Annotated in this window: 23 protein-coding genes; 10 read left to right on the top strand and 13 right to left on the bottom strand. The window is 70.4% G+C overall.

Annotated elements, in window-relative coordinates; all coding sequences use genetic code 11:
- From QH290_RS11085 to QH290_RS11035, 11 genes are all read right to left on the bottom strand, one after another.
- Nucleotides 1-1,097 (bottom strand): hypothetical protein (locus QH290_RS11085; protein WP_280382787.1); only part of this gene is annotated, 1,097 nt, incomplete at its 3' end.
- On the bottom strand, nucleotides 1,091-1,453 hold the full coding sequence (locus QH290_RS11080) for a DUF8175 domain-containg protein (protein ID WP_280382786.1): 363 nt from the start codon (nucleotides 1,451-1,453) through the stop codon (nucleotides 1,091-1,093). The genes QH290_RS11085 and QH290_RS11080, both read right to left, overlap by 7 nt.
- Nucleotides 1,447-2,289 (bottom strand): DUF8175 domain-containg protein, encoded by an 843-nt coding sequence (locus QH290_RS11075; protein WP_280266255.1) that lies wholly within the window; start codon nucleotides 2,287-2,289, stop codon nucleotides 1,447-1,449. Before QH290_RS11075 ends, QH290_RS11080 begins: the two co-directional genes overlap by 7 nt.
- Entirely contained in the window at nucleotides 2,286-2,942 is a 657-nt protein-coding gene (locus QH290_RS11070) for a DUF8175 domain-containg protein (protein WP_280382785.1), read from the bottom strand. Before QH290_RS11070 ends, QH290_RS11075 begins: the two co-directional genes overlap by 4 nt.
- A gap of 13 nt (nucleotides 2,943-2,955) precedes the next feature.
- Nucleotides 2,956-3,216 carry a hypothetical protein gene (locus tag QH290_RS11065; protein ID WP_280266253.1) on the bottom strand — a complete coding sequence of 87 codons (261 nt, stop codon included), beginning with the start codon at nucleotides 3,214-3,216 and terminating at the stop codon, nucleotides 2,956-2,958.
- On the bottom strand, nucleotides 3,216-3,512 hold the full coding sequence (locus QH290_RS11060; RefSeq protein WP_040748909.1) for a hypothetical protein: 297 nt from the start codon (nucleotides 3,510-3,512) through the stop codon (nucleotides 3,216-3,218). The genes QH290_RS11065 and QH290_RS11060 overlap by 1 nt, the downstream gene beginning before the upstream one ends.
- The gene (locus QH290_RS11055; protein ID WP_280382784.1) at nucleotides 3,509-4,186 is read right to left on the bottom strand and encodes a hypothetical protein; all 678 of its coding nucleotides are present in this window, start codon (nucleotides 4,184-4,186) and stop codon (nucleotides 3,509-3,511) included. Before QH290_RS11055 ends, QH290_RS11060 begins: the two co-directional genes overlap by 4 nt.
- The gene (locus QH290_RS11050; protein ID WP_280268451.1) at nucleotides 4,183-5,058 is read right to left on the bottom strand and encodes a MinD/ParA family ATP-binding protein; all 876 of its coding nucleotides are present in this window, start codon (nucleotides 5,056-5,058) and stop codon (nucleotides 4,183-4,185) included. Before QH290_RS11050 ends, QH290_RS11055 begins: the two co-directional genes overlap by 4 nt.
- Before the next feature lie 16 nt (nucleotides 5,059-5,074).
- Nucleotides 5,075-6,052, bottom strand: coding sequence for a DUF8176 domain-containing protein (locus QH290_RS11045; protein WP_280268450.1), 978 nt, complete (start codon nucleotides 6,050-6,052; stop codon nucleotides 5,075-5,077).
- 57 nt (nucleotides 6,053-6,109) lie between these two features.
- Entirely contained in the window at nucleotides 6,110-7,714 is a 1,605-nt protein-coding gene (locus QH290_RS11040) for a cutinase family protein (RefSeq protein WP_280382783.1), read from the bottom strand.
- A 29-nt stretch (nucleotides 7,715-7,743) separates the two neighbouring features.
- Nucleotides 7,744-7,899, bottom strand: a complete 156-nt coding sequence (locus QH290_RS11035; RefSeq protein WP_280268448.1) for a hypothetical protein — start codon at nucleotides 7,897-7,899, stop codon at nucleotides 7,744-7,746.
- 218 nt (nucleotides 7,900-8,117) lie between these two features.
- On the opposite strand from QH290_RS11035, the gene QH290_RS11030 reads away from it, so the two are divergent.
- Both QH290_RS11030 and QH290_RS11025 read left to right on the top strand, forming a co-directional pair.
- Complete coding sequence (locus tag QH290_RS11030) at nucleotides 8,118-8,363, top strand: helix-turn-helix domain-containing protein (RefSeq protein WP_280268447.1); 246 nt, start codon at nucleotides 8,118-8,120, stop codon at nucleotides 8,361-8,363.
- Entirely contained in the window at nucleotides 8,347-8,823 is a 477-nt protein-coding gene (locus QH290_RS11025; RefSeq protein ID WP_280268446.1) for a Clp protease N-terminal domain-containing protein, read from the top strand. The genes QH290_RS11030 and QH290_RS11025 overlap by 17 nt, the downstream gene beginning before the upstream one ends.
- A 47-nt stretch (nucleotides 8,824-8,870) precedes the next feature.
- On the opposite strand, the gene QH290_RS11020 is transcribed toward QH290_RS11025, so the two are convergent.
- Complete coding sequence (locus QH290_RS11020) at nucleotides 8,871-9,617, bottom strand: alpha/beta fold hydrolase (RefSeq protein ID WP_280382782.1); 747 nt, start codon at nucleotides 9,615-9,617, stop codon at nucleotides 8,871-8,873.
- Nucleotides 9,618-9,645: 28 nt separating this feature from the next.
- Nucleotides 9,646-11,937: a RelA/SpoT family protein gene (locus QH290_RS11015; RefSeq protein ID WP_425301834.1), complete on the bottom strand. Its 2,292-nt coding sequence runs from the start codon at nucleotides 11,935-11,937 to the stop codon at nucleotides 9,646-9,648.
- A gap of 568 nt (nucleotides 11,938-12,505) precedes the next feature.
- Here QH290_RS11015 and QH290_RS11010 point away from each other — a divergent pair.
- The 8 genes from QH290_RS11010 to QH290_RS10975 all read left to right on the top strand — a co-directional run.
- Nucleotides 12,506-13,876, top strand: coding sequence for an NB-ARC domain-containing protein (locus tag QH290_RS11010; protein ID WP_280382781.1), 1,371 nt, complete (start codon nucleotides 12,506-12,508; stop codon nucleotides 13,874-13,876).
- A gap of 131 nt (nucleotides 13,877-14,007) precedes the next feature.
- Nucleotides 14,008-14,856, top strand: coding sequence for an isocitrate lyase/PEP mutase family protein (locus QH290_RS11005; RefSeq protein ID WP_280382780.1), 849 nt, complete (start codon nucleotides 14,008-14,010; stop codon nucleotides 14,854-14,856).
- Nucleotides 14,853-16,073, top strand: a complete 1,221-nt coding sequence (locus tag QH290_RS11000) for an MFS transporter (RefSeq protein ID WP_280382779.1) — start codon at nucleotides 14,853-14,855, stop codon at nucleotides 16,071-16,073. Before QH290_RS11005 ends, QH290_RS11000 begins: the two co-directional genes overlap by 4 nt.
- 36 nt (nucleotides 16,074-16,109) lie before the next feature.
- The gene (locus tag QH290_RS10995; RefSeq protein WP_280268440.1) at nucleotides 16,110-16,655 is read left to right on the top strand and encodes a hypothetical protein; all 546 of its coding nucleotides are present in this window, start codon (nucleotides 16,110-16,112) and stop codon (nucleotides 16,653-16,655) included.
- 150 nt (nucleotides 16,656-16,805) lie between these two features.
- The gene (locus tag QH290_RS10990; protein WP_280382778.1) at nucleotides 16,806-18,410 is read left to right on the top strand and encodes a peptide ABC transporter substrate-binding protein; all 1,605 of its coding nucleotides are present in this window, start codon (nucleotides 16,806-16,808) and stop codon (nucleotides 18,408-18,410) included.
- 181 nt (nucleotides 18,411-18,591) lie between these two features.
- Nucleotides 18,592-19,890: a SidA/IucD/PvdA family monooxygenase gene (locus QH290_RS10985; protein ID WP_280268438.1), complete on the top strand. Its 1,299-nt coding sequence runs from the start codon at nucleotides 18,592-18,594 to the stop codon at nucleotides 19,888-19,890.
- Entirely contained in the window at nucleotides 19,887-20,279 is a 393-nt protein-coding gene (locus QH290_RS10980) for a cupin domain-containing protein (protein WP_280268437.1), read from the top strand. The genes QH290_RS10985 and QH290_RS10980 overlap by 4 nt, the downstream gene beginning before the upstream one ends.
- On the top strand, nucleotides 20,276-21,581 hold a 1,306-nt coding region (locus QH290_RS10975; RefSeq protein ID WP_280382777.1), incomplete at its 3' end, for a class I tRNA ligase family protein. The genes QH290_RS10980 and QH290_RS10975, both read left to right, overlap by 4 nt.

Here is a 21,581-nt window from a genome sequence, read left to right as displayed (position 1 = left end):
GCCTCGACACCGTGGCTGTTGCCCAGCACCACCTCCGTCGAACCGCCGCTGCCGACGATCGCGACCGCCGGGGTGACCAGGCGCATCAGCGCGGGCAGCACGAACGCCACGCTGCACAGCAGCACGATCGCCACCAGCATGCGCTGGGCCTGATCGGCATCGGGCAGGCCCGCGGTGGTGGTCAGATCGTCGGTGTTGCCGATGGCCACGAACGCGATCATGTACACGATGGCGGCCACCGGTTTCCAGAGCATGAACGCGATGATCCAGCCGATCAGCTTCGGATACGCCTGCCTGCCGGTACTGGTCCCCGAGGCCGCCGCCGCCAGCGGCAGCACGCCCGCGGCGACCACCAGCAGGCCCTGCCGCACGATGGCGAGCACGATCTGCGCGAGCGCGCCCAGCAGGCCGACGATCGCGATGATCAGCACCAGGCCCGGCGAGAATGCCTGCAGCTTGGCCGTTTTCACCATGAATTCGGCGATGTTCTTGGCGTTGCCGTCGGTGGCGTCCTGAATCACCCACGCGGAGAAGCGATCCGACGCCTGGGTTCCGGCCACGATCACCGCGCCCAGCATCCAGGAACTGAACACCACTCTCGCGAACATCCGGAACGACTCGCCCGCCTCGTTCAGCGCGGCCCCTCGCCGCGCCTCCGCCAATCTGGCGCCGGACAGGATCACCGACACTATGAGTAGCAGGATCTGGGCTTGATAGGTGTAGTCGTTGATTCTCTGGAACAGCTCCCCGCCGTTGCTTATTCGCTCGTTGGGCACCTTCATCCAGAAGGTCAGCGCGAGGATCAGCGCCTGCCCGAGCCCGTTCATCAGCGAGTCGACCACCTTGCCGAAGGTGGAGTCCCACGCCTTGTCGCGGACCGCGCCCGCGGCATCGCCCGGGTGGGTCGCGGCGTTACCGGCCTTGCACGCGGCAGACGCGGCGTCGCCGAGCGAGACGCCGGGCAGACCGAGACCGTCGAGATCGTCGTGGATCTCGTTGCAGGTCTGGTCGAAGCCGTACTGCGCGTAGGCCACGGTCGGTGTCGCGATCATGACGGTGAACACGACCGCGAAGATCGTGAGAATGCGCCTCACCATGTCGTCCACCCTTCGATGCTCCGCAGGGAATCGATCCGGACCGGTTGTTGCCCGTCCACAGCCGTCAGCTTCCAATCACCGTCACGCCAGGCGACCGCGAGACGCATGCCGACCCATGTCGGTTGGCCATCGATGACTTCTCTTGCCTTTCTTGCGATGTCGACGACCGCGTGGTCGTCGGTGTAGGTGTCGACGCGGAACGCGTCCGAGGCGTACAGCAGCGGGGTCAGCTTGTCCGGCACCTTCCCCGCGGCCAGCAGGCGATCGCATTCGCCCAGGTACTCCGGTGAGACCGCCGCCAGCCGCAGCAACAGCTCGCGGCGGCCGAACATATCGGTCGCACCCCCGCTCACCATGTCGTCCACCCCGTCAGCGAGTCGATGTACTCGGTAGGCGAGCCCTTGGACTCGGTCGGCTTGAGCCGCCAGTCGCCCGAATCCCACACCATGACCAGCCGGACCGCCGCCCAGAGCTGCTTGCCGTCGGTCACCGGGCCGCGGGCGGCCAGGCGCACGATGGCCATATCGTCGGCGTAGTTCTCGACCCGGAACGCGTCCGGCGCCACCAGGTATCGGGTCACCCGCTCGGGTTGCTGCTCGGGCAGCTTGCCCGCATCCAGCGCCTTGTCGTAGGCCGCCAGCTGCTGCGGCGCCACCCGCACCTGCTGGGTGTACAGATTCCGGTCGGCCGGGCGGGCGTTGAGGCGGTAGGTGATCTGCGCCGCCGCCAGCACCGCGCCCTGCGGGGTGTGCGAGTACCCGACGGCCAGCCCGTTCTCGTCGATGTGGGCGGGTCCGTCGCTGGTGGAGAACGGCACCGAGGCGCCGTGCACGCGCTGCCAGCCACGGGGCTCGGTGGTGCCCGCGGGCGCGGCGGTCAGCCAGTCCTCGTCGGTGGGACTCTTCTCCAGCGAGGGATCCTGCCGGAGTGGTTGTCCCGCAGGGTTGTTCGGGATATCGACGCGGCGGCCGAACAGATCGACCTCCGGTGCCGCGAACCCGGTGGCTCCCGTCCCGGCGACCGGCGAGGGCAGCGAATCCGCGGGCTCGGTACCGCCCGAATCGTCCCGCCCGACATACATGAACACCCCGACGATCACGATCAACGCGAGCACCGCGGCCGAGGCGATGACGCCGAAGGAGACGCCGCGATCGGCATCGGTATACGAGCCGCCCGCATCCTTCCCGGTCATGTTGGTGCCTCCAATGTCACTATGTCGGTGGGCAATTGGTCGATGGAGTCGACGGGACGCGCGGTGGCGTCGGACTCCGGCAGTCGTAACCTCCAGTCCTCGCCGAACCATTCGACGGTGGTGTGATTCACCGCCCGCGAACCGTCGGAGTATTCCGTATAGACGTCCACGTTCGATCTGTCTCTGGTGAAGCCGAGCACGCGATAGCCGAGCACGCGCGGCGCGTACTGCTCCGCCGCGGGACCGGTGATCGACAGCTGCACCCGGTTGACCGCCCACTCGTCGCGGGCCGGACCGGGCACGAGCTCCCGGGCGACCACCGTCGACCACTGGCTGTCGGTGGCCACCGACAGCCGCACGGAATGGGTGATGGCCGCGACCGCCGCACCCGCGGGGGTGCGGTCGAATCCCGTTGCGGCGCCGTCGCTGTCGCTTCGCGGCCCCTGATCGGTCACCGGCAGGGCGACACCCTGATACGGCTGCCAGCGCACCCCGCTGGGCGGATGCGCCGGATCCGGATTCGACGAATCACCGTCGCTCCCACCGCATCCGGCGGCCGCCAGCACGGCGGCGCCGAGCACGCCCGCGGCGGCCCGGCGCAGGCGCAGCGGGTACACCGCGTGCGCGGGTGCGTCGATCTCGGCCGATGTCATGGGGGCCCACCGTTCACGTCGGCAGTATGGTCAGTGCTATCGCGCTCGCCGAACTCGCCACGATCGCCCCGATCAGGCTCATGACTATGCCGTGGGAGGCATCGTTCACGGCCATGTCGTCGCGCATCGCCGACCACAGCCGACCGGCCGAGATGATCATCCAGGCCAGGCAGAACAGCAGCACGACCCACAGCAGCCAGTCGATGAGCTGCATGATGGGCTCGACCACATCGGACGGCATCTGCTTGTAGGCAAGCACGGTCGCGGGGGACATCAGCTACCGATGACCGCGTTCATGATGGTTCCGGCGCTGGTGGCGATGATGCCGCCGATCATGGCTCCCGCCACCATCTTCGGAGATTCCAGGCCGCCCCCGGTCCACTTCTCCCATGCGAATTTGCCTCCCGCGTAGGTGATTCCCATGATTCCGGACAGCAGCACGAACCACGTGAAATACCGAACCAATTTCAGCAATTTCTCCGAGGCGGGGGGCGCCTCGGGCGTCGGATTCCCGACCTGAGCGAGAACAGCGCCGTACGTCTCGTGCACGGCCGCCAGGATGGTACTCATCGAGCGTCCTCTTCTTCTTCCAAGTGCGAACTGCCAGCTACTTTTTCACGAATGAGGTCGACGATGCTCATGCCGAGTTCGTCGACGTCGTGCGGAACCTCTTGTAACGGATCGAGTTTGCGTTTCTTCTGCTGCGGGGGCGGATCGGACGGCGACCACACCGGCAGCTGGTCGGGCTCGACGAGCATCCACTCCTCGTGCCACGGCACCTGCCACATCCGGCCGGCCAGCGAGCCGACCACATCGCGGTAGCGGCGGATCTCGGCGGGCATGCGGCCCGGCCGAGCGGCCACCGTGATCAGGCCGAGTACCTCGCTCGGCCCGGCCAGCCCCGCGCGGTGCTGGCGCAGCAGATCGTGAGCACGGGTCAGTCCGGCGATCGTCTCGCGGGCGACCAGCACGACGAAGGGGGATTCGCGCTCGAAGACTCCGGGCCAGCGCCGGTGCGAATCCGCGGCGGGCGCGAGCACGTGCGAGAGGGTGCTGGCCCCCGCACCGCCGTGCACGCCGAGCAACCACACCAGCGGGGCGCGCCCGGCGCCGGGCACGGGACGATCCCAGACCGGGGCGCGGCGCGCCTCGGGGGGCGCGACGACGCCCGCCCTGCCGGTGGGACCCTCGCCCCCGGCGGCGGATTCGGATGGACTTCCCTGTTCCTTCATGGCCGCGGTCATGATGCCACCCCCGCGACCAGGGTGCGATATGCCCTGCGGGTGTCGGCGGCAAGCGTGTTGGGGCGCACCAGTTCTCCGCGCGCCAGCTCCGGATCGTAAGGGATCTCGCGGATGTCGCGAACCCAGCCGGTGAGGTGTTCTCGCAAATGTTCGGCGACCACGGGCTCGTTGCCCGGAAGCTGGTGCGACACCACGATCGTGGTGTCGCCGACGATGCCGCCGCCCTGCCCCTCGGCCGGGCCGCCGAACTGATCGTCGAGCCATTCCAGCGTGACGCGCAGCCGGTTGGCGGCGTCGGCGCGGGCCGGAATCGCCAGTACCAGCGCGATATCGGCGTCCTCCAGCAGCGGGCGCAGGTGCCGCCCCGCGATCGGGCTGCCGCCGTCGTAGACGGGCGTGTATCCGGCGTCGGCGATCGCGCGCGAGACGGTCAGGTAGGTGGCGCGGCGGCGCAGCGGGGCGGAGTCGCGCCACAGCAGCCCGATGCCGGAGCTGGCCTGCGACAGGCATTCCTTCAGCGGTGCCGGTTCGTCGTCGCCGCGGCCGTAGAGCCACTGCTGCAGGCTGATCGGGCTCAGGTGCTCGTCGGCGCCGCGCAGCGCCAGATCGCTGCCCGCGGACGTCGCGTCCACGGCGACGGTCGGGGCGCCCGCGGCGCCCAGCTCACCGGCGATGCCGAGCGCGGTCGTCGTGGTGCCCGCGCCACCGCAGCCGCCCACCACCAGGACCGGGCGCGGCAGCGCGGCCTCCTCGCCGTCGCCGCGGCGGCCCTTGCGTAACCGCACCACCGGAGCCTTCGCGCGCGATCGACCGCTCGCCGGGTCGCCCGCCTCGGGCGTCTCGTCGAGCCACCGGCTCCAGTCCTGTCCCATCGTCTCAGCTCTCCTCTTACCCGGCCGCGATGCCCGTGATCAGGGTGCGGCCGCCGATCACCGCGGTGGTGACCGTCTGCTTGCCGTAGGTCTTCGGCGCGGCGCCGGGCCGTCGCTCGGTGACCTCCACCAGATACCTGTCGGTGCCCTCCTCGCCGCGGCCCACCGCCGTCACCCGCACGCAGTGGGCGGTGCCCAGCGGGACCGAGTCGATGCCGCGCTGGATGACCGGTGCGCCCGAGATCGCGGCGCCGGGCGCCACGACCTCCCGGGCGCGCTCACCGGACCGCTCGACGTAGTACGAATGCTGGAACCACATGATCGCGTCCGGGCCGGACGCGGTACCGCCCGGTTCGGCGCCGCGCATCATCCGATCGGTCCGCTCGGTGGGGCAGAAATCCGCGGCCGCCCCGTCGCCGGTGACCGATGTCAAGCGCACCGGTGACGCGGATCGGGCGCCGGAATGGGCTGGGCCGCCGCGGGAATGCAGCAGATACAGCGCGGCGGCCCCGGCGGCCGCCAGCAAAAGCACGGCAATCAGGAGGATCGCGGCGATGCGCCATCGGCCCGGGCGCGTGCGCTCGCGCAGGGTGTGCGGCGAGGCGGCGGCGCCCGGCCCGTCGCGGCCGATGCGGCCGCGCTGCACGGGTTCGCGGGGCGGGGCGGGCCGCTCGTCCTCCTCGTCGTCCCACGGGAACTGGACGACGTCGCCGTCGCGCTCCGGGTAGTCGTCGTCCGGGCCGGGTGCGTGATCGCCCACCCAGTCGCTCCAGCCGCCGACGAATTCGCTGCGGCGGGCGGGCGGATCCTCGGCGAACGGGATGTCGAAGGGTTCGGGCTCGGTGTCGCGAATGTAGTGCGGGTAGCGCGCCGCACCGGCGCCGCCCTCGTCCTCGGCGAAGGACGGCTGCTCACGCACCGGCGGGCGCGCCGCGACACCGGGCGGCTCGAGCGCCGGATACCAGCGCGCCAAGTCTTTGTACGACTTCAACATTCCCCCCTTCCCGCGGAGCCAGGCACGTCGTGCAGCATCGTCGGACCCTCTCGGCGATCAGTTCGTGGAGAACGGGTAGTCGTGGGCGGTACCAGCGGTGGGCGAGGTCGACGGCACGCCGCCGGGGCCTGTCCCAAACGGAAATTGTCCCGTACCCGACGAATTCGGCGAACTCGACGCGCCGGGAGGCGGCACCAAGATTCCGGTAATCGGGCTGTTCGAAGTGCCTTTCGGGGCCTGCGGACCGCCGTGCGCCGCGACCAGGTCGCGGGCCGCGGCAGCGAACCAGTCCGCGACGAACCGGACCGGGGCGTCGCCGCGGGCGTCCACGGCCGCGGTGGCGTAAGCGCCGTGGCGCTGGACGGTATCCCAATACCGCACCCACGCGGCGGTATCGAGCAGATCCCGGTTGTCGGTGATGTTCTGCACGACGGCGTCGAATGCCTGGTTCACCAGCCGCGACACCGTGGTCGGCGGGACCAGCTGGGTGACCGCACCGGCGAGCTTGGTGGCGAGCAGCACCAGCGCGACCGGCGGGTTGCTCAGCGCGGCGCGCGCCAGTTCGCCGATGGCCGCGGGGTTCAGCACCGTGCGCACCGCGGTGCCCACCGCGTTCAGGCCGATCACCCCCACCTTGAACATCGCGCGCATCGGGTCGGCGAGGGCGATGCGGCTGCGCGGGTCGGAGGCCTCGGCGATGCGCTGCGAGATCGACTGCTGCGGCTGGTAGGACAGCGACGCGGGCACCGTGCCCTGCAGATCGGAGTTCACCACCGTGGTGGCGGTCTTGATCGAGGTGAAGGCCAGGGCCTGGGAGATCGAGACCAGCGCCGCGATCGGGTCGCCGCCCGAGAGCCGGGACTGGCCCGCCACATTGGTGACCGCGCGCAGGATGGGAGCGCCCGCGGGCGCGTCGCAGGCGAGGTCGCCCGCGGCGCAGAAGCTGGCGACGCGGCCGGTGAGCGCGCCGAAGTCGACCGCCCGGTCCCGGTCGGGGCCGATGCCGCCGCCGACCGCGGGCTCCTGGGCCAGGGTCTGCAGTGCCGACACCCGGTCGCCCGCCGTGCCCGGTGCCGCATCCGGGGTGGCCTTACCCGGCGAGCCCGGAAACAGCGGCGCACCAGGATTGCGGGTGGGATCGGCGAAAAGCGCTACGGCGGCGATCTTTTCCGGCGGCAGGACGCCCTGGCCGGCGCCGATCTCCTGGGCGAACATCGAAGCCACGTGGGCGCCTTGGGAATAGCCCACGACCGCGAATCTGGTCTGCTCGCAGCGCCGCGCGATCTGCTGGGCCATCCCCCGCAGCCGGGACAGGCCCCCGGCCAGGGACTCCGAATACGGGGCCGTCCCACCGGGAACCGCGCCGCCGAAGCCGGATTCGTAGGGCACATAGGCGCGGTCGACCAGGCCGCGCTCGGGCGCCTGCGCCAGCAGTGGCAGGAATACCGAGGACAGCATGCCGGTGTCGGTGGTCGGCGCCGCGTCCGGGGAGGATTCGCCGGTGCCCTGAATTCCCAAGGCGTACAGGGCCGGGCAGACATCGATCGGAACCTCGGTGGTGGGGCCGGACGGCTGCGCCTGCGCTGGAACCACCCCGATCGCCGCCACCGCCGCGATGGCGAGCGCGACCGGCGTACTCCGGATTGTGCGCGTGGCCAGCAAGACCTGACCCCCTTCACCAGCTGTATGCATCAGTCGGGAGGGCCGAGTGCCGCGGCGACCCGTTCGTCGGTGATCTTGTAGCGCAGGGCGATCACCATGCGTTCGAGTTGCCGCCGTAGCCGCGCGTGCCCCGAAACGCAATAGACCGTAACAGAATCGAGCGAACAGCGCAGTGCATCCTGCACAATGCGAACGCATCCCCGGAACAATCCACGTCAGAACCCGAAACCGACCGGAAGAATTCTAACCCCCGCCCCCGAGTTCCACTCGCCATAGCAACAATCCGGCGACTCACCCCCGTATCCCCCACGCCGCGAACCGAACTCACGACCGCACCCGCGGGATCGACGACCCTGAGCAACCCTGGTTGACTGGCGCGGATTAGTCAACTAAGGTTGCTTGCATGGCTGGCACCGAGAGTCGACCGAAGGACCCCGCCGATGCGCTGGCCGCCGTGGTCGCGCTGCGGCGGCTGGCCGATCAGGTCGAGGATGCCGCCGTCGAGCAGGCCATGCGGGCCGGTTGGAGCTGGCCGCAGGTCGCCGAGGCACTCGGCATCACCCGCCAGGCGGTGCACAAGAAACATGCCAAGCGGCTCATTGCCGCCGGCGTCACCTTGAGGAGGCGTGGCGATGGCCGCGATCGATAAGTACTTCCACCGGATCATCCTGCGCGGTGAATCGGAGGCGCGCGCCGACGGCTCGTCCTCGATGGAGGCACAGCATCTGCTGCTGGCCATCGCCGCCGAGCCCGATCCCGACACCGACCCGGTCCTGGCCGCGGCCGGGCTCGACCATCGCACCGTGCGCGACGCGCTGGATCGGGAGTACGAGGCCAGCCTGGCCGCGGTCGGCGTGTCCGCCGAGGACTTTCCGCTCCCCCGCGCGCACCGCGGCACCGGCAGCCCGGCCATGGGCGCCTCGGCCAAGCTCGCCCTGGAACGCACCTTCACCGCGGTGACCAAACACGACGCGCGCCCCGTGGACCTGCTGCTGGGCGTGCTGGCGGCGGAGGTCGGCACCGTCCCGCGCGCCCTGGCGCTCGCCGGAATCGACCGCACCGACCTCATCGCTCGCGCGCGAGAACATCGCACGGCGAGCGAAAAGTGAACGGCATCACCAGATTTCAGAGGCTCCCCGGGGCATCCGAGAGCCGGTTACGCGAGCGACTTCCAGAAGCCGGTCAGCGCGTCCGCGCCGCGGGCCGGGTCCTGCACCATCCACCAGTGCCCCAGGCCGTCGAGTACCGCGGTGCGGGCCCCGGCCCGATCGGCCGCCCGCGTCCGCAGATCGCTGGCGCCGATGTACGGGTCATCGGTCGCCAGGATCGAAAGTCCCGGCCGCGCAGCCGCATTCGCCAGATCCCGGCCCGCCTCCGCCATGGCGGGCTGACGTGCCGAGCGATACAGCGCCAGGATCGCCCGCCCCATATCCGGGCCCTGCTCCGCGGCGATCGAGGTGGCGATATCGCGCGGAATGCCCAGTGCGACCATGCCTTCCGCCCGCTCCTCGGCACTGCCGCCGAGCATGGCGGCCACGGCCTGCTCGCCCTCGCCCGGCGTCTGCCACACCCGGGCCAGGTCGTGCCAGATGTACTCGGGGTCGAACAGCCCGACGGCGTCGCTGGCCCAGCTCCGCACGAGTTCCGGCCGATGCATCGCGACGGTGACGACGTGGCCACCGCCCCAGTCGTGGCCGACCAGGTCGACCGGTTCGTCGAAGCGCGCCAGCTCGCCCTCGAGCCAGTCGCGGTAGTCCAGGTAGGTCGCCGAGAAGCCGTCCGGCAGCGGCGCACCGAATCCGGGCGGCGACAGCCGCACCACATCCTCCCGGCCGAGGGCGTCGACCAGCGGTCCCCAGATCGCTGCGGTCTCCGGATTGCCGTGTACGAGAACCACCGTCATGCCCGCCATTGTGGCATCGCGCGGCGGATCAGGCGGCCGATGTCACTCGATAGACGTCGTACACGCCCTCGACGTTGCGCACCACGTTCAGCAGGTGGCCCAGGTGCTTCGGGTCGCCCATCTCGAAGGTGAACTTGCTGATCGCGACCCGGTCGCCGGAGGTCATCACCGACGCGGACAGGATGTTCACCTTCTCGTCGGCGAGCACCTTCGTGACATCCGACAGCAGGCGGGTGCGGTCGAGGGCCTCGATCTGGATGGCGACCAGGAACACCGACGACGGCGACGGCGCCCACTTCACGTCGATGATGCGCTCGGCCTGGGCGCGCAGCGAATCGGCGTTGGTGCAGTCGGTGCGGTGCACGCTCACCGCTCCCCCGCGGGTCACGAAGCCCATGATCTCGTCGCCGGGCACCGGGGTGCAGCACTTGGCGAGCTTGGCGACGGTGCCCGGGGCGCCCGGGATCTCCACACCGGCGTCGCCGCTGATGCGCTGGCGGGTGGGCAGGGTCGAGGGCGTGGACCGCTCGGCGAGTTCGTTCTCCACATCGCCGACGCCGCCCAGCTGGGCCATCAGCCGCTGCACCACGGTGTGCGCCGACACCTGGTTCTCCCCGACGGCCGCGTACAGCGCGGAGACGTCGGCGTAGTGCAGTTCGTGGGCGAGCGCGCCCATGGCGTCGGCGCTCATCAACCGCTGCAGCGGCAGCCCGGACCGGCGGACCTCCTTGGAGATCTGTTCCTTACCGGCCTCGAGGGCCTCCTCGCGGCGCTCCTTGGCGAACCACTGCCGGATCTTGGCCTTGGCGCGCGGGGACACCACGAAGTTCTGCCAGTCGCGGCTGGGCCCGGCGTTCTGGGCCTTGGAGGTGAAGATCTCGACGACCTCGCCGTTCTCCAGCTGCCGCTCCAGCGCGACGAGGCGCCCGTTGACGCGGGCGCCGATGCAGCGGTGGCCGACCTCGGTGTGCACGGCGTAGGCGAAATCGACCGGCGTCGACTTCTGCGGCAGCGTGATGACGTCGCCCTTCGGGGTGAACACGAAGATCTCGGGCGATTTCAGGTCGAAGCGCAGCGACTCCAGGAATTCCGCCGGGTCCGCGGCCTCGCGCTGCCAGTCGAGCAGCTGGCGCATCCAGGCCATGTCGTCGACCTCGCCGGAGTCGCCGGAGTGCTTGCCCCGCGTCTCCTTGTAGCGCCAGTGCGCGGCGATGCCGAATTCGGCGGTGCGGTGCATGTCCTGGGTGCGGATCTGCACCTCCAGCGGCTTGCCGTCCGGGCCCACGACCGTGGTGTGCAGCGACTGGTAGACGCCGTAGCGGGGCTGGGCGATGTAGTCCTTGAAGCGCCCGGCCATCGGCTGCCACAGCGAGTGCACCACGCCGACCGCGGCGTAGCAGTCGCGTACCTCGTCACAGAGGATGCGGATGCCGACCAGGTCGTGGATGTCGTCGAAGTCCTTCCCCTTGACGATCATCTTCTGATAGATCGACCAGTAGTGCTTGGGTCGGCCCTCCACGATGGCGTTGATGCGGCTGGCGGCGAGGGTGTTGACGATCTCGGCGCGGACCTTGGCCAGATAGGTGTCGCGCGAGGGCGCGCGGTCGGCGACCAGGCGCACGATCTCGTCGTACTTCTTCGGGTGCAGGATCGCGAAGGCGAGATCCTCCAGCTCCCATTTGACCGTCGCCATGCCGAGCCGATGAGCAAGGGGCGCAATGACTTCCAGCGTCTCGCGGGCCTTCTTGGCCTGCTTCTCCGGCGGCAGGAAGCGCATGGTGCGCATGTTGTGCAGCCGGTCGGCGACCTTGATCACCAGCACGCGCGGATCGCGGGCCATGGCGATGATCATCTTGCGGATGGTCTCGGCCTCGGCCGCCGCGCCGAGGTTGACCTTGTCCAGCTTGGTGACGCCGTCGACCAGGTGGGCGACCTCGGCGCCGAATTCGCGGGTGAGCTCCTCGAGCGAGTAGCCGGTGTCCTCCACCGTGTCGTGCAGCAGCGCGGCCACCAGCGTCGTGGTGTCCATGCCGAGCTCGGCGAGGATGTTGGCGACCGCCAGCGGGTGGGTGATGTACGGATCGCCGGATTTGCGGAATTGGTGGGCGTGCTTCTCGTCGGCGACGTCGAACGCGCGCTGCAGCAGCTGCAGGTTGGCCTTGGGGTACAGCTCGCGGTGCACGGTGGCCAGCGGTTCCAGCACCGGCTTGACCGCGGCGATACCGCGCTGACCGGTCATCCGGCGGGCGAGCCGCGCGCGGACCCGGCGCGAGGCCGAGGTGGGCACGGCCGCCGGGGTGCCCGGCTGGCGCATCGGCATACTGCGCGGGGTGGGGGCCGATGCGGAGGCGTCGCCGGTGGTGGGAGCGGCGTCGCTGCCCGCGCTCGATTGCTCGGCATTCGCCTTCTCCAGATGCTGAGTCATGCCACCACCTCTCCCGGCTAGATCGGACCACCCTATCCGACCGTCCAACGGCTCAGACCACCAACTTTAATCCGGTCGGGTGACACGCGCCGTGGTCGGCGGCTTATCGGTGCTCAGGCCGGACAACCGGGCGGATCGCGGACCGGCCCGACGCGCCGTCCCGGGCGTCCGGGCGGGTTTGCAGGACCGTGGCTGATACCCGCGCGGCCGGACCGGCCCGCGCTCCCCGCACCGATTCGTTAATAACCGGCCCGTCCGGGCCGATGCAGGGGTAGACACGCCGTTGTCTGCTGAACGACACCGGGATGAAATCCGCTCACCGTCCGACCCGGACGATGATCAGGACGTGGTCCGGTACCACGAACAACTCCGCATCGGGGGCGGGGGCGAGGCCCCACCGTGGGTCGTCGCCGTCGTGGCGAGTTCGGCCCTGCGCCGCACCGCACTCGGAGGACAGATCGACATGGGCAGACGTGAGAAACCCCTGGACACCCGCACCGGACCACTGGCCGCCTTCGCGGGTGATCTTCGCAAACTGCGTGCGGCGGCGGGCAATCCGTCGTATCGCCGGATGGCCAGCGTGGCCCTCTACTCGCCGTCGGTCCTGTCGGAGGCCGCCAGCGGGCACCGGATCCCGACGCTGCAGGTGACCCTGGCGTTCGTCCGGGCCTGCGAGGGCGATGCCGCCGAATGGGAGCAACGGTGGCGAGAGGTCCGCGGCGACACCGGATTCGAGCCCGCCGAACCGTCCGGCGAGGACCGGCAGCCGGAGCCGACCGGCCATCCGCACCCCGCGCAGCTTCCCATCGGCGTGCACGACTTCGTCGGGCGCACCGCGGAATTCGAGGGCGCCCGGACCGTGCTGGCGCATTCCGCCGAGGGCCGGGTGCCGCTGCTGGTCCGCGGCGCGGTCGGCATCGGCAAGACGACCTTCGCGCTGCGCCTCGCGCACCGTATGACCGGCGAATTCCCGGACGGGCACCTGTGGGCGGATATGGGCGCCGTCGACGTGCAGCCGATGGAGGTCATGGCCGGATTCCTGCACGCGCTGGGCGTGCCGCCGGACCGGATACCCGCCGACGACATGCATCGCATCGGCCTGTACCGGTCGATGCTCGCGCAGCGGCGCGTGGTGGTGGTCCTCGACGACGTGCGCGACGAACGCGCGGTCCGGCCCCTGCTGGCGCGCTCCGGGACCAGCCAGATCCTGATGACCAGCCGGTCGCGGCTGCTCGGGCTCGACGGCATCCGGCGGATCACCCTGACCCCGCTGCCCCGCGCGGAGTCGCTGGCGCTGCTGCGGCTGCTGATCGGCAACGACCGGGTACGCGCCGAACACGAAGCGGCGCTGCGCATCACCCACTTCTGCGCACATCTGCCGCTCGCCGTCACCATCGCCGGGCGCAAGATCGCCGCGCAGCCCGGGCGCCGCCTCGCCGAGGTGGCCGACCGGCTCGAGGCCGGTGTCCAGGTGGCCGACTGGCTGCGGATCGGTGACGTGAGCCTCGCCGGATCCCTGCTCCCGGCGTACCTTTCGCTGCCGCCGCTGGCCAAGCACGTGGTGCACATGTTCGCCTCCGGCGCCGACGAGGTGACGCCGGGCGGGCTGGCGCGGGTGCTGCACATCTCGGTCGACGCCGCCGAATACGCCGTGGACAGTCTGATCGATTCCGGTCTGCTGCACCGTGTTTCGGCGCCCGAGCGCTACCTGCTGGCGCCGCTGGTGGGCAGGCTGGTGGCCCAGCAGACCGGTCGTTTCGCGATGTATCCGGAGATGGATACCGTCGAACTTCCGGTGATCAGCCTGCGCACCGCGGACCCGCTGCTCGGGTGACCGGTTCGCGGGCGCCGGTCGATTGACGTTCGATTGTTCGAAATACGTTCGGGCCCAGGCCGATACCGCCGCTCCACCGGTAATCTTCGTCGCATTCCACTTCGGAGGATCAACGTGGCGAGGAGTCGCAGGTGAAGGATTTTCAGCGCAATCAGGCGGCGGCGTTTCGGCAATTGCACGCCGGTGGCACGTTCGTGCTGCCGAACGCGTGGGACGCGGTCAGCGCCGCCCTGGTCGCCCACGCCGGGGCGGCCGCGGTCGCGACCACCAGCGCCGCGGTGGCGTGGGCGCTCGGGCGCGGCGACGGCGAGCGGCTGACCCGCGCGGACATGGTCGAGCAGGTGCGCCGCATCGCCGGCGCGGTCGCGGTCCCGGTGACCGCCGATATCGAAGGCGGTTACGGCCCGGCACCCGAGGATGTCGCCGCGACGGTCGCCGCGGTGATCGAGGCGGGCGCCGTCGGCGTGAATCTGGAGGATTCGCGGCGGCCCGGCGGTCCCCTGTTCGACGACCGTGAGCAGGCCGCTCGCCTCGACGCCGCCCGCACCGCGGCCACCCGCGCCGGACTGGCCGAACTGGTGATCAACGCCCGCACGGACGTGTACCTGTTCGGCATCGGCGCCCCCGAGGACCGCTTCGACGAGGTGCTGGCCCGGGCGGTCGCCTACGCGGCGGCCGGGGCGGACAGCCTGTTCGTCCCCGGACTGCTGGACCTCGGCACGATCGCCGAGCTGACCGCGAAGTCGCCGCTGCCGGTGAACGTCATGGCCGGGCCGGGTGCGCCCGCGGTCGCCGAACTCGCCGCGGCGGGCGTCCGCCGCGTCAGCGTGGGTTCGGCGATCGCGCAGGCGGCCTACGAGCGCGTGCAGGCGGCCGCGGCCGAACTGCTCGCCCACGGCACCTACACCGCCCTGTCCGGCGGGCTCGACTTCGGTTCCGTACAGGCTCTTTTCACCGAGACGGAAGGCAGACCCCGATGACCGCCGTTCGTACCCCCGGGCGCACCGGTGTGGTCGCTGCGCTCCGCGGCACCCCGCGCCCGGTCCGGGTGCTCCTGCTCGGGGTGCTGATCAATCAATTGGGCGCCTTCGTCCAGACCTTCCTGGTGCTGTACCTGATCCACCACGAATTCTCCCTCGGCCGAGCCGGTTTCGCGCTCACCGCCTACAGCGCGGGCGCGGTGCTCGGCACCATGCTCGGCGGGGAACTCACCCACCGGCTCGGGCCGCGCACCACGATCGTGGCGTCGATGACCGCCTCCGCGGCCTGCCTCGCACTGATTCCCCCGCTCAGCGACCCGGATTCGGTGCTGGCGCTGGTCGCGGTCGTCGCGGCCGCGGGCCTGGTGACCCAGGCGTATCGCCCGGCCGCCGCCGTGCTACTGAGCGATCTGATGCCCGAACAGTTCCGGGTGATGGGCTTCTCGATGATGCGCATCGCGCTGAACACCGGCGCCGCGCTGGCCCCGCTGCTGGCGGCCGGGCTCATCCTCATCGACTGGAACCTGCTGTACTGGGTCGATGCGGCGACGGCCCTGGCGTATGCGGTCCTGGCGCTGACGCTGCTGCCCGCGACCTCCGCTCCGAAACCGGATCCCGCTGCGCCGCACCGGCGTTCGGGCTACGCCGTGATCGCCCGCGACTACCGCTACCAGCTGTTCCTGGCCTCGGTGCTGCTCGGCACGCTCATCTACGTGCAGTACACGGTCGCGCTGCCGTTGAATCTGGCCCGCGAGGGCTATTCCACGGCCTGGTACAGCGCGGTGCTGGTCACCGCGTCGGTGGTGCTGATCGCCTTCGAGCTGAAGATCACCTCGTATCTGACGCATCGCCGCGGCAATGTCGTGGGCGCGGTCGGCACGGCGATCATGGGTCTCGGGGTCGCGGGATATGCCCTGGCCGGGAGCGCGATCGCCGTGGTGCTGGTGTGCACGGCGGTGTTCGTGCTGGGCGTGATGATCAACGGGCCCACCATGTTCGCCTATCCCAGCACGTTCCCGGACGCGGTGAAGGCCCGCTATGTCGCCACCCACCAGGCCACGTTCGGGCTGGGCCTGGCGCTGGGCCCCACGCTCGGCGTGCTGGCGTGGGAGCAGCTCGGTGCCGGAGTGTGGCCGCTGTGCGGCGCCCTGGGATTGGCCGCGGCCTGGTTCGCCTACGCCGGGATGCCGGAGCGAGACGCGGCATCCGGCGACTGATATTCGCCTCCGCCCGGATCGAAGGGTCGAAACAGCGTGTCCACCGATATCGGGACCGGACCGTCCCCACTCCTCCGCTTCCGGCGGTCGCCGATGTGGACCGGCGCCGCCGCGATCTCCGCGCTCACATTCGCTGTCTGGGCCTCGACAAGGCTGCACGTGGGGCCCGCCGCCCGCGAAGCGGCGCTGTTCGTCCATCTGGTCTCGCTGGTGGTCGGCATGGGGGCGGTGCTGGTCGCCGACTATCTGGCCGTGCTGTGGCTGGCCCGGCGCACCACGCTGGCCGAGGCGGTGCGCGGCATGCGGCGGCTGCATCTGCCCATCTGGCTGGGCATGTCCGGCCTGGTGGGCAGCGGCATGTTCCTCGCCCCCGACCTCGCCGCGGGGCCCACCCGGATCAAGCTGGTCCTGGTGTTCGTGCTCATCGTCAACGGGCTGCAGGCGGCCGCACTCGGACACCGGATGGCCGCCGAATCCATACCCGGCCGCGGCCTTCTGCTGCGCGGGGCCGCGAGTGCCCTTGTCTCCCAGGCGTGTTGGTGGGGCTCGATGTGGATCGGGTTCTCCACCACGCAATCCTGAGCCGGGTTGACCGGATTTGATTGTCCGGCTGCGCGGTCGGTATCGGCCAATCCGGGCCTCTGCTGCACTGAGTTGTCGGATTCCGCGTTCCGGCAGCTCCTGCCGCCGCGCGAACGGATCCGCTCATCCTGCAGGAAGGCATATCTCCCGATGCGAACATCCCGACTCGCCCTCTGCGCCGTCACCGCCGCGCTGGCGGCCGCCCTGGCCTCCGGATGCGGTTCGGACACCGAACCCGGTGCGCCGCAGTCCGATTCGATCACCGTCAACACCACCGAGCCCGCCAATGCCCTGATTCCCGGCAATACCACCGATGCCGGTGGCTCCAAGATCCTGCGCTCGCTGTTCAAGGGGCTGGTGGACTACGACCCGCGCACGGCCGCACCGCGCAATGCCGTCGCCGAATCCATCGAGACCTCCGACTCCCGCGTGTTCACCATCGCCGTGCGCAAGGACTGGACGTTCCACGACGGATCGCCGGTGACCGCCCGCAGCTTCGTCGACGCCTGGAACTACACCGCGTACGGGCCGAACAATCAGCAGGGTGCCGGATTCCTCTCGGTCATCGAGGGATTCGACCGGGTTCGGGGCACCGCTCCGGCCGCGCGCGAACTCGGCGGGCTCCGTCTCCTCGACGACCACCGGTTCGAGGTCACCCTGACCCAGTCCTTGCCGTCGTTCCCGACCCGGCTCGGCTACGTCGCCTACGCGCCGCTGCCCGCCGCGTTCTTCACCGACCGCGCCGCGTACGAAGAACATCCGATCGGCAACGGCCCGTTCGAATTCGTCTCGCACACACGCGGTTCCAGCATCGTGGTGCAGCGCGCCGACAACCCCACCGGCCTGCGCAAACCCGTGATCCGGCGGGCCGAGTTCCGCTTCAACAAGTCCCTCGAGGGCGCCTACGCCGATGTCGTCGCCGATCGCCTCGACTTCCTCGAGGTGCTGCCGGGCGACGCGCTGGTCGGCGGCCGGTACCAGCAAGATCTCGCGGGCCGCCACCTGGTCAAGACCGGATCGGGTCTGCAGTCGATCACGTTCCCGCTCTACGATTCCCGCTACGGCGACCCGCGCGTGCGGCAGGCGTTGTCGATGGCGATCGATCGGCAGGCCGTGGTCGACCAGGTGTTCACCGGCGACCGCACCCCGGCCGCCGGTCTGGTGCCGCCGACCGTGCGCGGCGCGGCACCCGATCAGTGCGGCGACCTGTGCCGGTATCGCCCGGAGCAGGCGCGGGAATTGTTCGCCAGCAGTGGTTTCCAGGGTCCCATCGAGATCTCGTCCAACGTCGACACGGCCAACGAGAAGTGGCTCACCGCGGTCTGCGCCTCGATCACGAACGCGCTGGGTCGCGAGTGCCGGTTCGTCCCGGTACCGACCCTCGGCGAATTCCGCCGCAGTATCGACGGCGGGCAGATGAACACGATCTACCGCACCGGCTGGGTCGCCGACTATCCGTCGATCGAGAACTTCCTCAACCCGCTCTATCGCACCGGCGGCTCGTCCAATACCGGAAGGTACTCGAACCCGCAGGTGGACGCCCTGCTGGCCCGGGCCGACGCCACCCCGGCCGAGGCCGAGGCGGCAGCGCTCTACCAGCAGGCCGAGCGGCTCATCCTGCGGGACATGCCCGCGATCCCGCTGCTGACCCCGGGCGTGCAGACGGGGTGGTCGCAGCGGCTGCGCAATGTGGTGGTGACCCCGTTCCGCGACCTGGATCTGGAGACCGTGACGATCGCCGCCGATCGGCCGTAGGCTCGCCGAACCCGCACACCGGCCCTGGGCCGAGACGATCGCCGTTCTCGCCCAGGGTCTTTCGCTGTCGTGACCGCCACGGCGATCGGTTGATGTTCGATGCCCGCGAACGGTGTCGACCAACGCCGTCGTGAATTTGACTGTGTCTCAGCGTTATCCGATACCGACACAGGTGGAGAATGTGACCGAATACGACGTCGACGTCCTGGCCATCGGCGCCGGGCCCGCGAACCTGGCACTGGCGGTGGCCCTGGAGGAGTCCGGGGCGACCGCACTCGCCGAGAACACCCTGCTGCTCGAACAGCACCCGGACGTGAAGTGGCAGCGCAACCTGCTGCTGCCGTGGGCGCGCAGCCAGGTGTCGTTCCTCAAAGACCTGGTGACCCTGCGCAATCCACGCAGCCGGTTCTCGTTCCTCAATTTCCTGCACGAGCGCCGGCAGCTCGACGAGTTCGTCAACCTCGCCACCTTCAACCCCTACCGGTGGGAGCTGTCGGAATATCAGCAGTGGGTGGCGCATTCGCTCGAACGCGTCCGGGTGCGCTACGGCGCGCGGGTGCAGCGGGCCGAGCCCCGGCTCGAGGCCGACGGCCGGATCGTGGGCTGGACCGTCCACCTGGCGGGCGGCGACCGAATCTCCTGCCGGGACCTGGTGTTCGGCACCGGGCGCGATCCGCATGTTCCCGACGTGTTCGCGAGCCTGCCCGGGGACCGGATCGTCCACAGCACCCGGTACTGCAGCCGCATCGCCGAATTCGACGGCGACAAGCCCCTGCGGCCCGTGGTGGTGGGCGGGGCGCAGAGCGCGGCCGAGATGTTCATGGCCGTGCACACCGACCTGCCCGGTGCCGCGCCGACCATGGTGGTGCGCTCGATCGGCCTGCAGAACTATCAGACCAGCAAATTCGTCAACGAGCTGTTCTACTCGTCGTTCGTCGACGAGTTCTACTACAGCGAGGCCGAGGCCCGCCGCCGGATCCTCGACGAGATGCATCTGACCAACTACGCGGGCCTCGCGCCGCCGTTCCTCGACGAGCTGTACTCGATGCTCTACCGGCAGAAGATGCTGGGGCAGCAGCGTTCTCGCATCCTGCCCATGACCGATGTGGTCGCGGCGCGGATGGACGGCGACGAGGTCGTGCTCGACCTGCGCGATCTGCGCAGCGGCCGGATCGAGCCGATGCGGTGCGATCTGGTGCTGCTGGGCACCGGCTACTCCCCCGAGATGCCCGCGCTGGTGCGCGATCTCGCCGACCGCATCGGGCTCCCCGGTATCGAGGTGACCCGGCGCTATCGGATGGAACTCGGCGGCTCCGCCCGCGGCGCGGTGTACCTGCAAGGCGTCAACGAGGCCACGCACGGCATTTCCGACACCCTGATCAGCGTCCTCGCGCACCGCTCCCAGGACATCGTCGACGACCTGCTGGACCGGCGCACCGAGCTGCGTCGGCGGCCTGTGGCGGAGGTGCGGACGGCATGAGCGGCAACGAGATTCGACGCCTCGACCGCGGCGCGCTCACCGACGCCTACGGGGTCGCCTCGCAGCGCCTGCTGCCGTGGGCGGCGCTGAGCGCCCCGTTCGAGGGCGCCTGGTGCGTGCTGGGCCCGGGCGCCGCCTCGCACCCGCACGCGCATCACGAGCACGAGCTGTTCATCGCGCTCTCGGGCCGCGCCGTCCTCGAGGTGGACGGCACCCCGCGCGAGTTCCGGGCCGGTGATCTCGCCTGTCTGGCACCGGGTTCGACCCACTCGGTCCGCAATACCGGCGAGGACGACTTCGAGTGGTACGCGATCTGGTGGGACACCGCGATGTCGGCGGAGTTCAGCGCCCGGCACGGCGTATCGGCGCGACAGGAGACGGGCTCGTGACCGGACCGACCATCGTCATCTCCCCCGCCCCCACCGCCAACGGCGACCTCCATCTGGGGCATATCGCGGGGCCGTTCCTCGCCGCCGACGTGTACTCCCGATACCTGCGGTCGACCGGCCGGAAGGTGTTGTTCGGCACGGGTGTTCAGGACACCTCGACCTTCGTGGTGACGACCGCGCGGCGGCTCGGCACCACCCCCGAGGCGCTGGTCCGGCGTTCGGCCGCGGAGATCGAGGCGACGCTCGGCGCGCTCGGCATCGCCGCCGACGGCTTCACCGGCTGGGAGGACCGGTTCACCGCGTTCGTCACCAAGGTGGTGGCCGATCTGCGGGCGCGCGGCCGAGTGCGGTTGCGGCCCATGCGGTTTCCCTACGCTCCGCGCACCGGGGAGTACCTCGTCGACGGTCACGTCACCGGGACCTGCCCGGTGTGCCTGGCCACCAGCTGCGGCGGATTGTGCGAGAGCTGCGGGCATCCCGTCGCGGCGGGTGAGCTGCTCGACCCGCGATCGACCCGGGATCCCCGGGAGCCCTTGGAGTTTCGCGAGACGGAGGTGCTCGTGCTGCCCGCCGAGGAGTATCGCGGGCAGCTGCGCGCGCACTTCGATCGGGCGGCCGCCGCCCTGCGCCCGCACGCGGCACAGGTCATCGACGAGATCCTGGCCCGGCCACTGGCGGATTTTCCGGTGACCTACCCGCTGTCGTGGGGCATTCCGGCGCCGGATCTGCCCGGTCAGGTGGTGAACCCGAACGCCGAGCCGGTGGCATGGACGATGTACTGCTCCATGCTGGCCGCCGAGGGCGCGGGCCTGTCCCCGGGCTCGGAGGACGAGCTGTGGCGGCGTGAGGCGGGCACCGAGATCGTGTACTTCCTCGGCGTGGACAACATCCATCCGTTCGCCATCTCCGGGCTGGCCATGCTGCTCGCCTACGGCGAGCACTATCCGCTGCCGGCGCGGTTCCTCACCAACGAGTTCTACGAGCTGGACCGGGAGAAGTTCTCCACCAGCCGCGGACATCTGGTGTGGGGTCGCGAGCTGGCCGCCGCGGTGCCGCGCGATCTCATCCGATTCCATCTGGCCTGCGACAGCCCGGAGACCCAGCGGACCAGCTTCAGCCACCGGGAACTGGCCCGGCTCACCCGGATTCGCCTCGTGCGGCCGTGGAACCGGATCGCCGATCGCACCGCCGAGTGGGGGGGGCGCGGCCCCCCGCCCCACAGGGGGCCGGGGGGCCCCCCCCCCCCGCGCCAGGGAGGGCGCGGGCGGGCCCCGGGACCGCCGCCCCCCAGAAAGCCAGCCC

Origin of the sequence: Nocardia wallacei, from assembly GCF_029869545.1 — a bacterium.
In the GTDB taxonomy this organism is placed as follows: domain Bacteria; phylum Actinomycetota; class Actinomycetes; order Mycobacteriales; family Mycobacteriaceae; genus Nocardia; species Nocardia wallacei_A.
This window is presented reverse-complemented; position numbering and strand designations above follow the sequence as displayed.